This window comes from Tessaracoccus sp., assembly GCF_016714275.1.
Taxonomy (GTDB): Bacteria; Actinomycetota; Actinomycetes; order Propionibacteriales; family Propionibacteriaceae; genus Arachnia.
The window spans coordinates 1-14,299 of the sequence record NZ_JADJNP010000005.1 but is presented as its reverse complement, the minus strand read 5'-3'; the positions used below and the strand labels follow the sequence as shown (position 1 = coordinate 14,299).

The window sequence follows — 14,299 nt, the reverse complement described above, 5'->3', positions numbered from 1 at the left end:
TCTCGTCGGGCAGCGCGACGACGGGGATGAAGATCAGCGCGGCGAGGATCTGGCCGCCCTGCGTGCCGGTGAGGGTCAGGATGTGAAGAAGGAGCGGCGATGGTCCGGCGCGTGCTCGAGGCTGAGCGACGATGCCCCGGCCTGCTCACCCGCCGCCGAAAGGCCCTGCATCAGGCGGCGCGCACCAGCAGGACGGGCGCCCACCAGCCGATGGCGTCGAACGTCGGCAAGCAGCCGATGATGAACGTGGAGAGCCCATCAGCACGAGGGTGAACATCAGCACCTTCTGCCTGCCGATCCGGTCACCGAAGTGGCCGAGCACGACCGCGCCGATGGGCCGCGCGATGTAAGCGAAGCCGAACGTCATGAACGACATCACCAACGCGGCCTGGTCGTTGCTGCCGAAGAAGATCCTCCGGGAAGATCAGCGCGGCGGCGGATCCGAAGATGAAGAAGTCGTAGTACTCGACGGCGGAGCCAGCAAGCTGGCCACCGCCGCGCGGACGGGGTGCGGCGCGGCTGCGCGGTCGTCGTCGACATCGGTGCTCGCCCGGTTGTCAGTTCTGCTCGGCGGCGAGCAGGTGGAGGAGATGCTTCCGCATACGTTCGGGATCTGGCTGCAGGCCGGTGATCAGTTCCATGGCCTCGACGGCCTGGAAGACGGCCATGCGTCCGCCGTCGAGGTGGCGCAGCCGAGGCCACGCGCGACGGTGAGGGGGCGGGTGCGCAACGGCCGGTAGACGATGTCGGAGACCCATGTCGGGCCGCAGGAGGGCCTCGTCGAGCGGCATCCCCGGATGGTGGTGCATGCCGATGGGAGTGCAGTTGACAAGGCCCGATGCGGCGGCAATGGCGTCGGACAGCTCTGTGGGGACACCGGAGCACACCTCCGCGTGCCGGTGGGTGCCGAGACTGGCCGCAAGGGCAGCGGCACGGGCGCCGTCGACGTCGATGACGGTGAGCCGCTTCGCTCCCAGCCGCAGCAGCGCGTCGGCCACGCCGCTACCCCGCCGCCCGCGCCGAGGAGGACGACGTCACCGAGGTCGGCGCCGGGCAGCCCGGCCCGAAAGGCGCGCTCGTAGCCGCTGGTGTCGGTGTTGTAGCCGACCGCGCCGGCGTCGGTGAAGATGACCGTGTTGACCGACCCGAGCCGCAGCGCCGTCGGATCGACATGGTCGAGGAGGTCCACCACCGCGCGCTTGCACGGGAAGGTGATGTTGAGCGCGTCGTAGCCGAGCCTGCGGGTCCAGTCGAGAATCTCGGGCAACTGTCGGGGCAGGGGCCCAGCGCGTCGAGGTCGATGGGGCCGGTAGACGTAGCTCACTCCCAGCGCCGCGGCCTCCGCCATGTGCATCGGCGGCGTGAACGACGGCAGCACCCCCGGAGCCGACGAGGCCGACGAGGTAAGGCCGCCTCGGCGCGGCGCTGGGGGACGTCACGACGGCGAGGATGGTTGACCGCCGCATGGTGTTCGCGAGCGAGCCCACTGGATGGATGCCGCTCTGGGTAAGCTGTAGCCCGCCGCCACCGGGTCTATCACTGGGAGTTGTTGCCGCCATGGGCACGATCATCTACACCCTCACCGACGAGGCTCCCCTCCTTGCCACCTACTCGTTCCTGCCGGTCTTGGGCGCCTTCGCGGGCCAGGCCGGGGTCGATGTCGAGACGCGCGACATCTCACTGGCCGGCCGCATCCTCGCCCAGTTCGCCGACGTCCTGCCCGAGGACCAGCAGGTAGCCGACGCGCTGACCGAGCTCGGCGAGCTGGCGAAGACGCCCGAGGCGAACATCATCAAGCTGCCGAACATCTCCGCGCTCCGTACCGCAGTTGAAGGCCGCCGTCGCCGAGCTGCAGGCGCAGGGATTCGCGATTCCCGACTACCCCGAGGACCCGCAGACCGACGAGGAGCGTGACGTCCGCGCCCGCTACTCCCGCGTGATGGGCTCCGCGGTGAACCCCGTGCTGCGCGAGGGCAACTCGGACCGCCGCGCGCCGGGGTCAGTGAAGAACTGCGCGAAGAGAACCCGCACCGCATGGGTGCGTGGTCGAAGCGACTCGAAGACCGCCGGCGCCACCATGGACGCCGACGACTTCCGTCACAACGAGCAGTCGGTCGTCATGCCCGCCGACGACGTGCTGACCATCCGCCTGATCCACGAGGGCGGCCCGACCGTCCTCAAGGACGGCCTGAAGGTGCAGGCCGGCGAGGTCGTCGACGGCACCGTGATGCGCGCTGCCGCGCTCGACGCGTTCCTCGCCGCGCAGGTTGCCCGCGCCAAGGCCGAGGTGTCCTCTTCTCTGTGCACCTCAAGGCCACCATGATGAAGGTGTCGGACCCCGTGCTGTTCGGACACGTCATCAAGGCCTTCTTCCCCGAGGTGTTCGCTGCGTACGGCGACGACCTGGCCGCCGCGGGCCTCTCCGCCAACGACGGCCTGGGCGCGATCCTCGCGGGCCTCGACGCCCTCGACAACGGCGCGGAGATCCGCGCGGCGTTCGAGAAGGCATCGCCGATGGCCCTGCGCTCGCGATGGTCAGCTCGGACAGGGGCATCACCAACCTGCACGTCCCGTCTGACGTCATCGTCGACGCCTCGATGCCCGCCATGATCCGCAAGTCGGGCCACATGTGGGGCCCGGACGGCGCCAGGCCGACACGCTCGCCGTCATCCCCGACTCCTCCTACGCCGGCGTCTACCAGGCCGTGATCGAGGACTGCATCGCCAACGGCGCCTTCGACCCGCGCACCATGGGCACGGTCCCCAATGTCGGCCTGATGGCCCAGAAGGCCGAGGAGTACGGCTCGCACGACAAGACCTTCGTCATCCCGGCCGACGGCGTGGTCCAGGTCGTCAACGCCGCCGGCGACATCCTGATGAGCCACGACGTCGCCGCCGGCGACATCTGGCGCGCCTGCCAGGCCAAAGACGCGCCGATTCAGGACTGGGTGAAGCTGGCCGTCAGCCGCGCCCGCATCACCGGCTGGCCGGCCGTCTTCTGGCTCGACCCGGAGCGCGCGCACGACCGCCAGCATCGTCGAGCTGGTGCGCGTCCTGCGCGAGCATGACACCGTCGGCCTCGACATCCGCATCCTGAGCCCGGTGGAGGCCACGAAGTTCTCTGTCGAGCGGATCCGCCGCGGTGAGAACACCATCTCGGTCACCGGCAACGTGCTGCGCGACTACCTGACCGACCTGTTCCCGATCCTCGAGGTCGGCACCTCGGCCAAGATGCTGTCGATCGTGCCGCTGATGCAGGGCGGCGGTCTCTTCGAGACCGGCGCCGGCGGCTCGGCGCCGCTGCGCTGGGACTCCTGGGTGAGTTCCTGGCGCTCGCCGCGTCGTTCGAGCACCTGGCGCAGACCGAGGACAACGCCCGCGCGGCCATCCTCGCCTCGACGCTCGACCGCGCCACCGGCACCTTCCTCGACAACGACAAGTCCCCCACCCGTCGCCTCGGCGGCATCGACAACCGCGGCTCGCACTGCTACCTGGCCGTACTGGGCCCAGGAGCTGGCGGCGCAGACCGAGGACGCCGAGCTGGCAGCAGCGTTCGCCCCCGTCGCGAAGGCCCTGACCGAGGAGCGAGGACGCGATCGTCGCCGAGCTGCTCGCCGTGCAGGGTCACCCGACGGATCTCGGCGGCTACTACCGCCCCGACGAGGCCAAGACGCGCGCGGTCATGCGCCCGTCGGCCACGATGAACGCCATCATCGACGCCCTCTGATGAGTTTTGACGCACAACTGGGCTCTCAGTGCTCGATAGGGCACGGGGGGCCCGGTTGTGCGTCATCTCCATGGTCAGTCGTGAACCCATGCGCACACGACCTGTCCGCATGGGCGCGCGGGTCTACGGAATCGCCTGTAGTGATGGCTCTCGCCGGCTGCGCCGCATCCTCAGCCTTCCACCCCGCCGCCGGGTGGGACCAGCACGCCGACACACAGCGTCAGCCCGGCGGTCAGCGTCGACCCTCCCGCCGCGGCTTTGCTGACCGAGATCGTGCTGGGCCACCGATCTCCGCGTTCGGACCGGAGTGGAGCGAGGTGTTCGCCGTCGGCTACGGCGACGCGCCGGAGCTGCTCGGTACCTCACTCGGCGGCGGTGACGGCAAGGGCATCCACTGGGGCCGAGCTACGGCACCCAGCTCCCGGACAGGACGTGGTGGTTCGTCGATACCGGGAAGCTCCGGCTCGCGCACTACTCGGAGACCGGCGCCTACCTCGGCGACCTACGCCTGCGCGAGGAGTACTTCGCCAAGGCCAGTACCTGCAGTGGGCGCGGCCGCTCGCCCTGCGCGACGGCACCGTCGTCCTGCAGAGCACAACCCCGACAACCCGGAGATGCTGCTGCTCGCACCCGATGGCACGCTGTCCCGCACTCCGCTGGACGAGTGGCTGTCGGTGCACACCACGAACGGCACCTACCTTTACGGCTTCAGCGATGGCGGGCTCATGGTCCGCATCGATCCCCGAAGCAGGAACGTCGATCCCCGTGCTCGTGCTCTCCGCCATCACCGAGGGAAGACCTACGGATCTCGCTGGAACCCGGCCTCCTGTCGGTCACCCTCGGCACCCATGCTGTGCAGCTGCCGGTGTCGGCCGCCGGCGCCGACGGGGCCGAGGTTCACCTGGGCATCGAGGCCGCCGTCGGCACGGACGGCGTCGCGAACATCCTGCTCAGTGGGCTCATCGAGAAGACACCCGGGAGGTCGAGGACGTGTTGGGCCTGCTTCGCCTCCGCCACGACGGCCGCGCCGCGATCGACGACCTCCTGCGCTCACCAGCTCGGCCGATCCCGCCGACGGCCTGCGCCTCGGCGTCCGCTGGGGCGATCACCGGCCTTGGCTGATGCTGATCGGGGAGGACGCCGTACGCGTCTTCCGCAGGACCGTGGAGTTTTGACGCACAGTGCGCCTTCCTATGCTCGCCAGAGCACGGGAAGCCCAGTTGTCCGCCATTCCTCCATGGCGACTGTCATGATGTCGGCATGACACTCACCAACTGGGCGGGCACCGTCGCCTTCACCCCGTCTGATGTCCTCGTCCCGCGCACGATCGAGGAGGCGCAGGCAATGGTGGCCGCGGCGTCACGGATCCGCGCGCTAGGGACCGGGCACTCGTTCAGCCCGCTAGCCGACTCGGCCGCGCTGATCTCGATGCGTGCGATCGAGCTTCCGTTCGACCTGGACGAGACCGCGCGCACGGTGACGGTGCCGGGGTCGGCCCCTACAGCGCCGTCGCGAGGGTTCCTCCAGGAGCGTGGGTGGGCGCTGCGCAATCTGGGCTCGCTGCCGCATCTCGGTGGCCGGGGCCAACTCGACCGGCACCCACGGGTCTGGCGACGGCAACGGCGTCCTGGCGACAGCCGTGCGCGGGTCGAGCGGATCGGGGCCGACGGCAGCCTCTCTTGGGTGCGCGCCGGCGACCCCGACTTCGAGGCGCAGCGTCGTGTCGCTCCGGCGCGCTCGGCGTCGTCACCAGGTTGACGTTCGCGATCGAACCCACCTACGACATCACCCAACACATCTACACCGGCCTCGCCTGGGACCGGTTCCTCGACGATTTCGACGGCATCGCAGGCGCCGCCTACAGCGTCAGCGTGCTGGGCCGCTGGGTCGAGCCGACGCTGTCGACGCTGTGGTTGAAGTGCCGCGACGACGACGCCGGGCCATCCTCCAGCCGGTTCGGCGCCGCGCTGCAGGGCCCGCGTGTGGGCGCCATCGCCGACGGCGGTTCGCCCGACGACAATCTCACCCGGTCGGCAGCCGCGGTTCGTGGGCGACGCGCCTGGCGCACTTCCGCTTCGACCGCGCCCCGAGCGCGGGCGGCGACGAGATCCAGTCCGAGTACTTCGTCCCCCGCGACCGGGGATCCGACGCGCTGCGGGCCGTCCGCGCGCTTGCCGATCGCATCGACCCGGTGCTGCACGTCAGCGAGTTCCGCACCCTCGCCGGAGATGACCTGTGGCTCAGCGGCGGCGAGGGCGGCCCGCGACTCGGCATCCACTTCACGTGGCAGAAGCGCCCAGCGGAGGTCGCGCGCGTGCTGCCGAGATCGAGGCGCTCGCTCGCTTCAGCCGCGCGCCCACTGGGGAAAGCTCTACGGCGAGGGGCTTCGACCAGGCCACGGCCTATCGCCGGGTGCCGGAATTCACCGCGCTCATGGCACGCGTCGACCCGTCAGGCACATTCCGTAGCCCGCACCTCGACCAAGCCCTCGGGCTCGGATAGCTCTCTGGGCGGAACATATCATGGATACTAACTACAAGTCCGTTAGTATCCAAGCATGAAAGTCACGCGTGGCGCTAAAGACGCTTGCCGAGGTGACTGAGTCCCAGTGGGGACTGGTCACCTCGGCGCAAGCACCGCGTGGCGTTACACATATGAACCTGACCCGGCTGACCGAGTCTGGCGACCTCGTGCGCGTCACGCACGGCGTCTATCGAGACGCAGGGGCGCCAAGCACCGAGCACGAAGAACTCCGTGCAGCATGGCTCGCAGCCGGGCCCGCCCAAGCCTGCCTACGAGCGACTTAGCAGGCGCCCCATGAGCGCGGTCATCTCAGGCGAGTCCGCAGCGCGTCTACGTGGCATCGGCGACTTCCGTGCGACACGAAGCGAGTTCACCACACCGACGCGCAGGCAAACGCAGCGCCCCGACGTCCATTACCGGACCCGCGTGCTTCCCGAGCAGGACGTCACAATTCGCGACGGACTACCCGTGACCACACGCAAGCGCACCATTGCCGACCTGGTCGAAGACCGTCAAGACCTGAGCCTTATCGGCGACGCGCTGCGCGACGCAGCCGGCCAGTCACGCCTTGACTCGGATCGTCTCGCCGAACTTCTCAGCCCGCTTGCCGAACGCAGCGGCCACAAGAAGGGCGACGGTGGCGCGCTTCTGAATGAGCTGCTGCGGGTCGCCGGCATGAACTTTGACCACTAGCCGCGCGCTCACCACCACCATCTCCCTGACGCGTTCGTCAAGCTGGCTGAAGCCATGTCCGAGGCCCTGCTCAAGCGGCTGCCCGTAATCGATCCCAGCATCTACCTCAAGTTCGCCGAAGTAATGTCTGGGGCTCTACGCAAGATACCTACACCGGATCTCAGCGCAGTCGCTACTACTCTTCCGCCGACGGCGTGGTGAACGCAGCCCAACTCGTCAAACCGACTGACGGCGGCGGACTGGACGGAGCTCACAGCGGCCGCGAAGTCCACCGGCACGAGGACGAGCAATGACCGATCATCAGCGTTACTCGAGCCCGGCCGCAGTAGAGGCGGCGATCGTCGACCGCCCAGGCCGCGTTCACGGCCGATCCCTCGCTGAGTATCAGAAGACGGATCCGGCATGTGACTTCCACCGCTTCCTGAGCCGCCGTGTTCTCGGGGAACCGACTCCGCCTGGGTGCTCAGAGGAGGAACGGGCATGCTGGCCCGCGTGCGTCTGCCCGTTCGACGACCGACGTCGGTCTGTTTAGCCGTCGTCGCAGCCATTCTCTCGACTCGGCGCTTGATAACACTTCGGCGCCTCGCCTCGATCGATCTCGGCGACTTTCCGATTCGACTATGTCGGGTCGCACCGACGCAATCGGCGGAGAACCAGCAGACCTACCGCTGAGGGCTGCCGAGCGACCTTCGGGGTCTACATCGGTGCGAAGCGGAAGGATCACCTTCACGTCGACCTTGTGGTGAACGTCGTCACGCGACCGACGATGCGGAGGTCGCGACCCCGGCGAACGCACTCCCCTACCGAAGCTCGCGAGCAACCCCCTACCTTCTCTATCCCGTCGTAGATCGGATCGCCGACAAAGTGTGCGCAACGCTCGCGCTCTACGGCGGGCGCCCATCAGTAGGAAAGGACCTGGTCGATCTCGTCGTACTGGCCGTCACCCAGGATGTCAGCGCCCGCAGAAGCTCGACGTGACATGACGCCGAGTCAGAGGTTCGACTCCCCACACTCCCCAGCTCGTTTGGAGTGCCTGCACCACACTTCAGGGTCCGCGGTGCAGCCGGCTCGCAGCCGCCATGCACCAGCGTGCGACGCTTCGAACCGTCGCCGGTGCAGCGCGGACCTGATGAGACCTTCCATCGACCCGGTACTCGACGGCAGCGCAGCGGACAAGAGGTGGAGTCACATCCACCTCTGATTTGGAGCTAGCCATCAAGGAACTCACAAGGCCGAGGAGATAGCGACGGCGTGGGCCGCCAGCGTCGCCATGGAGGTCGGGGCTGAAGCCCAACCGTGCGATGACGAGGCCTTGCCAGGGACTGAACAGGCGCTGGCCGTCGTGGCCGGACGCCCGGTAGGTGTCCGCCGGCGAATGAAGGCCAGGGCTGCCGTCGACGTTGCAGTTCAGCCACCACCCGGGCCGTAGTTCTCGTCCTCGCGCGTCCCGGCGGTGGTGTTCGTCGTGGCCTCCGCCATCCCAGCCCCTCGAGAACAAGCGCCGACCATCGACGACGCCGTCGTCGAGCGCGAACTGGCCGATTGCGGCCCAGTCGCGCGGGTCGCCTGGTACGAGGAGCACGCGGGACGCCCGAGGCATCCGGCTCCCCACACAGCCGAGGGATCCCCGAGCGGCGCCAGAAGCTGGGTGCGAGGCAGGTTGGCGCTGTCGCGGGCAGCGAGGAGCAGAGCCTCGGCCGTGCGATTCGTCGACCGCTCGAGTACTGCTGGAGACGTCCCCGGCGCGTGGTCGAGCGGACTGCGCCTGCGGAGACCGCCATGTCGCCGTCGCAGTGAAACATCTTGGTGATGGCGGTGCCGAGGTCGTAGGTCTCATCCCACCTCAGCCCGGACTGCGTGCGGAGGAGGTCGTCGACGGAGATGTCGCGGCCGCTCAATCCCCTGGCGATCCTCGCGGAGAGGTCGTTATGGATGAGCTGGATGGCCCGCTGGTCCGCCATCCGGCCGACGAGCAGGTTGGTCACAGGGTTGGCCATGGACCAGCCGAGCTGCAGCGTGTCCTTGGTGAACCCGTCGGCGTAGCGCTCCGCGATCAGTGCGCCCGCCGCCCGGCCACGGTGACGACGGCGCGGGTGCCGAGGCCGTCGGCGAAAACGGCATCCAGCGCCGCCGCCAGCTCCGGCAGGGAACCGAAGCGGGATCGGTGGCCTCGGCGATAGGGTTCGATGACGTGATGGGCGCCGCTGATGCGGGGGGGCTGCGGCCGCGATCGTGCAGCCCAAGCCCTCAGTGTACCAAGCGGTCTGCTTCGCGAGATCTGAGGACGGTGGTGCTGATGGAACCGTCGTCGTTCACCGCTGTGCATCGGTGAGGGCACCGGGGATTCGGCGGGAGGGTAAGCCTCGAGGTCCTCGCCGCCCCGCAGCGTTTCCAGCACCGCACAGGCGTTTGGCCGCCGCGTCCAGTTCCGGTCAGGAGCAGCGGCCGGACATACCAATAGACCGCTACCCCGGCGACCACCAGCAGTAGCGCGACGGCGAGCAGAATCCTGCCCCAGAGACGACGTCGTCGAGCCATGCCCGCAACGATGGCCCCGCGCGCCAGCCCACGGGTTGTCCGCAAAGAGACACCAGCGTCGGGGTTATCCCCAGCTTTCTGAGGGGCCGCTTGAGCGCGGACGGTCGCTTTGTAGCTGGAAGGCGCGACGGGGTGGGGCGCGTCGTCGGAGCCGGGAGGCGGACATGGGACGACGAGCGGTCGCGCTGCTGGGAACTCTTCTCCTGATGCTGGGCGTGGTGGTCGCCGGACCGGCAACCGCGGACGACGGCACGGAACAGACCCGCTGCTGATGGTGCTCGACGCATCGGGCTCGATGAAGCAGAAGCTGTCCGACAGCAAGACCCGGATCTCCGCGGCAAGAGGCGTCGCTGCACAGGGCGATCGACCAGCTGCCGGAAGTCGACGCGGGTGGGGATGCGGGTCTACGGCGCGTCTGTACCGACTGGCGGAAGGAGCGGACAGGCCCAATGCGCGGACTCCGACCTCGTGGTGCCGATCGACACAGGAAACCGCGCGGCGCTGCGCACTGCCGTAAGCGGTACGCGCCGCTGGGCGAGACGCCTATAGCCTACTCGCTGAGGCAGGCGGTGAAAGACCTCCCCGAGAAGGGAAACCGCACCAAAAAAAGCCATCCTCCTGGTGTCCGACGGCGAGGAGACCTGCGCGCCGGACCCCTGCCCAACCGCTGAGGAACTGGCCGGAGTCGACCTGCGCATCGACGTCATCGGCGTGGACGTCGGCAACGCGCGAAGGCACGGGGCGCAGCTGAAGTGCATCGCGGACAAGGGCAACAGCCGCTACGTCGACGCCCCCACTTTGAAACAAGGACACCTCGACTTCGCGCTGAGTCGGCTCGCCGAGCGCGCGTTCCGCTCACTTTGGGCTCAGCGGCACGCCGGTGGCAGGGTGCGGCTGACGGCGCCGCGGCGCCGGAGATCAGCGAGGAGCACCTGGGTCGACACCGCGCCCGCGACCGGGAGCGCAGGCAAGAGCTACCTGATCCGACGGACGATCCCCGGGTCCGACCTCTGGATCATGCCCGGCGTTCACGAACCCCGCCGACGTGGGGAACGCAGATCGGCCTCGACGTCGAGGTCGCCGCCGTCGACGCGCGCCTCACCCGCTGCGACAGGGCGACCGCGTCGGCGGTCGGAGAACAACGGGGATCGGCTCGGCGCAGGGCCTTTCCAGCGCGCTCGTTACTTCGTTCGACAGCGGCGCCACGAGGCATGCGACACCGCGGGAGGAGGGTGGTCGTCACCGTCTCGCCGAACATGGGCGCCGACCTCGCGACAGCCACCCCATCAGCTGAGGGTCCACGAGGAGCCGCCGGTCGCGGACGAGCAGCTTGCCCGCACCGACGGAACCGGTCTGGAAGAGACGAAATGCGGCCGAGGCTCGGCGGCTCCCCGCCGGGCGGCACCTTCGACGACGCGCCAACCCTCGCCCCGGGCACCTTCGGCATCGACGTCGTGCCGGGTGAGGTCGCCGTCTACCAGGTGCCTGTGTGGGTGGGGCCAGCGCCTCCAGGTGCAGCTCGACTCGCCGGGCTTCGGGGGGCGACGACCGGCGCCGGATCGGAACCCGAACCGCAGACCTAGGGATTGATCGGCCCTACGGCGGTGACGCCCGCGCACCCGGGGTCAGCCCGGCCTGGCTCTTTTCGGCTGGTGGTCCGCGATAGGGGGCAACGTCAGCGTCTCGACCCGCGCGATCGCCTACAGGAACCGCTCCGAGCCCAGGAGTAAGCCTCCACCCAGCACGTGAACGCGTTGCCGGGCGGCGATCCGCAGTCGTGGTCAACGTCGTCCGGGAGCCCAGGGGTTGTAGGTCCATCTCCTGGGCCGTACCCTCACCATAACGGTGAAGGTCGTCGGCGACCGAGGCTGCCAGCCGACCTGCGACCGCCAGCCCTCAATACCCCACCCTCCACCGACACGCCGACCCCAGCTCCCACCACTAGCGCCGTCACGACGCCGGAGCCGACACCACCGTCGCTTCCCGCGCCCCATCCTCCGGCGTCCCCTGGCTCACCCTCAGCGTCGGAGGCGGTGGACCTCTCGTCGCGGCCTCAGCCCTGGTTTGGGCGCGGCCACAACCGGCGCGTTCGGTGACGGAAATGACCTCGATTCCAGAACGGACATGCGTTGTGCATGCGAGTAGCATGAAGTGCATGTCTGCTGTTCAGGTGAGGGACGTCCCCAGCGATGTGCATCGCACGCTCAAAACGCTGCCGAAGTCCGGACGCAGCCTTTCGGAGTATAATGCTGGACATCCTCACGCGAGGAGACGCGGCAGCCCCCGATCGACGAGGCTCCTTGAGCGGGTACGGCTGCGGGGACAGGTCGACCTCGGCGACAGAGTCACCGAAATCCTCCGTGCTGAGCGCGAATCGATGCGATGAGCGTCGTCCTCGACGCATCGATCTCGTCACCAGGAGCTACGCTCATGCTGAACCCCTCGGCGAGCGGGCCGCGCCGCTGGTGCGCGCAGCAGGCGGAGACGTGCACGTGCCGCACCTGCTGGACATGGAGGTCATGTCCGTGCTGCGTGGACGCTCGTCGCCGGCAGCATCCTCACTGAGACGCGCGCCTCCTACGCCCTCACGGACCTACGGGATTTCCCCGCCCGCCGTTGGCCCGCCACGGTGTTCTTCGAGCGGATCTGGGAACTGCGCGGCGACGTGACAGCCCACGACGCAAACCGCATCACACTCGCCGAAGCCCGCTTGACGCGCAGCTGGGCGATGCACCTCCGACGCCAGGTTGGCCCGGGCGCTCGACGGCATCGCGCCGCGGTGTGGCGTTACCCTCGTCGCGTGACCCCGCCCGGCGCTCCGCACCGAGGCCCAGCTCGGGGAACGATGGTGGCGCGACTCCGAGAACGAGGCGGGCGGCGCCGGGAGCCGTCGGAGGCGATGATCTCGCCGGTCGCTCCAAACGCCGCGGGCCTGCAGCGCCGCCAACGCCGCGGCAACCTGGTCCCTGAGGAGGATCGCAACCATGCCGACGCCCATGTTGAGCGTGGCGTCGACATCTGCCTGCAGGACAGCCCACCTGCTGGACCAACTGGAAGATCGCGGGAGGTCAGGACGAACGCTGCCGGAGCAACAGTCATGCCGTCAGGGATGACGCAGGCCAGGTTGTTGGCAAGGCCGCCGCCGGTGATGTGGCTCATGGCGTGGACGTCGGCCTTGGCGATCAGGTCAGGACGTCGAGGCGTAGACCTTCGTCGGCTCAGGCAACTCCTCGCCCAGGTGCGGCCCAGCTCGTCGAGACGTGCCGGTCCGGCGCCCAACCAGCCTGGTTCAGCAGCACGTGCCGCACCAGCGAGTAGCCGTTCCAGTGCAGGCCGGACGCCTTCCATCGCCATCACCGCGTCACCGGCGCGACGCGACCCGCGCCGGAGCATCTTGTCACCCTCAGCGACTCCCGTCTTCGCCCCCGCGATGTCGTACTCCTGCGGCTCAACAGCCCGGGGTGCTCCGCGGTCTCGCCGACCAGCGCGCAGCCGGCCGCGACGCAGGCGTCGGCGACGCCTTAGACGATCGCCGCGATCCGCTCGGCAAGACCCGCCCGGAGGCGATGTAGTCGGTCGCGAAGAAAGCGGCTCGTCGCCCAGACGACCAGGTCGTCGACGAACATGCCCATCAGGTCGAAGCCGATGGTGTCGTGGTTGTCCAGCGACCTGCGACTGGCCACCTTCGGTGCCCACACCGTCGGTGACGTCGCCAGCACCGGCTGGCGATAGTTCAGCACGCAGGCGTCGAAGAGCCCGGCAGGGGCCACCCGGGCCCGCCGACCACTCGGCCGGCGGTTCCTGACCCAGGCTCATCACCGCGACGCGCGGTCGGTCTTCGATCAGCCCTCGGCGGCGACGCCCTCGGTGGCGGTGGGCTGATTGGTCACGCCTGCGGGCCAGGGGTTGTTGGCTCAGGTAGGACCCGGCTGTGGCGCGAGAGTTGTCAAGCGATGCTTGCCCAGGCGCGACCCGTCCGGCAAGGCGACGGGAACAGCGCCGTCGAAGCAGGCCAGGCACAGCGCGTCCCTCGGCCGCTTCGGTGGCCTCGCATCAGGCCGTCGAGGCGATGTAGCCCAGCGAGTCGGCGCCGATCGAGCGGCGGATCTCCTCGACCGTCAACCCGTTGGCGATCAGCTCGGCGCGGGTGGCGAAGTCGATGCCGTAGAAGCACGGCCACTTGACCGGCGGTGAGGAGATGCGTGCACCTCGCGGCGCCTGCTTCGCGCAGCATCCGCACCAGCGCTCGCTGGGTGTTGCCACGGACGATCGAGTCGTCGACGACGACGATGCGCTGCCCCGGATGACGTCGCGGAGCGGGTTCAGCTTCAGCCGGATGCCAGCTGGCGGATGGTCCATGAGGGCTGGATGAAGGTGCGGCCTGACGTACGAGTTCTTCAGCATAGGCTCTGCCGTCCGAAGGGATGCCGACCCTGGGCGTAACCCGATGGCCGCCGGGGTGCCTGACTCGGGGCACCGGGATCACCAGGTCGGCTTCGACCGGGTACTCCTCGGCCAGCTGCCGGCCGATCTCCGCACCCGCGCTCGAGTACGCCGTGCCCGCGATCGTGGCGTCCGGCCGTAGCGAGGTAGACGTACTCGAAGATACAGCCCTTGGGCTCGGCGTGGCGAAGCGCTGCGTGCCCAGGCCGGCCTCGTCGATGGCCAGCAGCTCGCCCGGCTCGACCTCGCGCACGAAGGATGCCCCGACGATGTCCAGCGCGGCGGTCTCCGAGGCCATGACCCAGCCGTTCGCCAGCCGCCCCAGCACCAGCGGGCGGATGCCCTGGGGGTGCGCGCGCCGCGTACAGCGTCTTCT

13 protein-coding genes and 5 pseudogenes are annotated in these 14,299 nt (G+C 68.9%); 12 read left to right on the top strand and 6 right to left on the bottom strand.

All coding sequences use genetic code 11. The features are described from left to right. Positions 1-145: 145 nt before the first annotated feature. On the bottom strand, positions 146-367 hold the full coding sequence (locus IPJ61_RS18140; protein WP_297111097.1) for a hypothetical protein: 222 nt from the start codon (positions 365-367) through the stop codon (positions 146-148). Between IPJ61_RS18140 and IPJ61_RS22600 the strand changes: the two genes are divergently transcribed. Next, positions 366-740 carry a hypothetical protein gene (locus IPJ61_RS22600; RefSeq protein WP_297111095.1) on the top strand — a complete coding sequence of 125 codons (375 nt, stop codon included), beginning with the start codon at positions 366-368 and terminating at the stop codon, positions 738-740. The genes IPJ61_RS18140 and IPJ61_RS22600 overlap by 2 nt on opposite strands. Here the strand turns inward: IPJ61_RS22600 and IPJ61_RS18130 are convergent. Then, positions 632-1,378, bottom strand: coding sequence for a hypothetical protein (locus IPJ61_RS18130; protein WP_297111093.1), 747 nt, complete (start codon positions 1,376-1,378; stop codon positions 632-634). The genes IPJ61_RS22600 and IPJ61_RS18130 overlap by 109 nt on opposite strands. Positions 1,379-1,557: 179 nt before the next feature. Between IPJ61_RS18130 and IPJ61_RS22595 the strand changes: the two genes are divergently transcribed. The 8 genes and pseudogenes from IPJ61_RS22595 to IPJ61_RS18080 all read left to right on the top strand — a co-directional run bounded on the left by IPJ61_RS22595 (position 1,558) and on the right by IPJ61_RS18080 (position 5,484). Continuing rightward, positions 1,558-1,914 (top strand): NADP-dependent isocitrate dehydrogenase, encoded by a 357-nt coding sequence (locus IPJ61_RS22595; RefSeq protein WP_297111090.1) that lies wholly within the window; start codon positions 1,558-1,560, stop codon positions 1,912-1,914. Next, positions 1,829-3,067 (top strand): annotated as a pseudogene (locus IPJ61_RS22590) (NADP-dependent isocitrate dehydrogenase). Before IPJ61_RS22595 ends, IPJ61_RS22590 begins: the two are co-directional and overlap by 86 nt. Beyond that, positions 3,045-3,245 (top strand): annotated as a pseudogene (locus tag IPJ61_RS22585) (NADP-dependent isocitrate dehydrogenase); the annotation flags it as partial. The pseudogenes IPJ61_RS22590 and IPJ61_RS22585, both read left to right, overlap by 23 nt. Before the next feature lie 59 nt (positions 3,246-3,304). After that, positions 3,305-3,439 (top strand): annotated as a pseudogene (locus IPJ61_RS22580) (NADP-dependent isocitrate dehydrogenase); the annotation flags it as partial. A gap of 176 nt (positions 3,440-3,615) precedes the next feature. After that, positions 3,616-3,726, top strand: coding sequence for an NADP-dependent isocitrate dehydrogenase (locus tag IPJ61_RS22575; RefSeq protein ID WP_459251313.1), 111 nt, complete (start codon positions 3,616-3,618; stop codon positions 3,724-3,726). 394 nt (positions 3,727-4,120) lie between these two features. Continuing rightward, positions 4,121-4,249: pseudogene (locus tag IPJ61_RS22570) on the top strand (DUF7485 domain-containing protein); the annotation flags it as partial. A 467-nt stretch (positions 4,250-4,716) separates the two neighbouring features. Next, positions 4,717-4,848, top strand: coding sequence for a hypothetical protein (locus tag IPJ61_RS18085; RefSeq protein WP_297111219.1), 132 nt, complete (start codon positions 4,717-4,719; stop codon positions 4,846-4,848). A 138-nt stretch (positions 4,849-4,986) separates the two neighbouring features. After that, the gene (locus tag IPJ61_RS18080) at positions 4,987-5,484 is read left to right on the top strand and encodes an FAD-binding protein (protein ID WP_297111076.1); all 498 of its coding nucleotides are present in this window, start codon (positions 4,987-4,989) and stop codon (positions 5,482-5,484) included. A gap of 100 nt (positions 5,485-5,584) precedes the next feature. On the opposite strand, the gene IPJ61_RS18075 is transcribed toward IPJ61_RS18080, so the two are convergent. Further along, positions 5,585-6,004, bottom strand: coding sequence for a hypothetical protein (locus tag IPJ61_RS18075; protein WP_297111073.1), 420 nt, complete (start codon positions 6,002-6,004; stop codon positions 5,585-5,587). A 292-nt stretch (positions 6,005-6,296) separates the two neighbouring features. On the opposite strand from IPJ61_RS18075, the gene IPJ61_RS22370 reads away from it, so the two are divergent. Further along, positions 6,297-6,533 (top strand): type IV toxin-antitoxin system AbiEi family antitoxin domain-containing protein, encoded by a 237-nt coding sequence (locus IPJ61_RS22370; RefSeq protein ID WP_366505883.1) that lies wholly within the window; start codon positions 6,297-6,299, stop codon positions 6,531-6,533. A gap of 10 nt (positions 6,534-6,543) precedes the next feature. Then, positions 6,544-6,942, top strand: a complete 399-nt coding sequence (locus tag IPJ61_RS18070; RefSeq protein ID WP_297111070.1) for a hypothetical protein — start codon at positions 6,544-6,546, stop codon at positions 6,940-6,942. A 1,045-nt stretch (positions 6,943-7,987) separates the two neighbouring features. Here the strand turns inward: IPJ61_RS18070 and IPJ61_RS18065 are convergent. Continuing rightward, the gene (locus IPJ61_RS18065) at positions 7,988-8,524 is read right to left on the bottom strand and encodes a hypothetical protein (protein ID WP_297111067.1); all 537 of its coding nucleotides are present in this window, start codon (positions 8,522-8,524) and stop codon (positions 7,988-7,990) included. Positions 8,525-10,847: 2,323 nt separating this feature from the next. On the opposite strand from IPJ61_RS18065, the gene IPJ61_RS18060 reads away from it, so the two are divergent. After that, positions 10,848-11,063, top strand: coding sequence for a hypothetical protein (locus IPJ61_RS18060; RefSeq protein WP_297111064.1), 216 nt, complete (start codon positions 10,848-10,850; stop codon positions 11,061-11,063). Positions 11,064-13,001: 1,938 nt separating this feature from the next. Here the strand turns inward: IPJ61_RS18060 and IPJ61_RS18055 are convergent. Further along, positions 13,002-13,250 (bottom strand): hypothetical protein, encoded by a 249-nt coding sequence (locus IPJ61_RS18055; protein WP_297111061.1) that lies wholly within the window; start codon positions 13,248-13,250, stop codon positions 13,002-13,004. 144 nt (positions 13,251-13,394) lie between these two features. Beyond that, a pseudogene (locus IPJ61_RS18050) lies at positions 13,395-14,299 on the bottom strand (amidophosphoribosyltransferase); the annotation flags it as partial.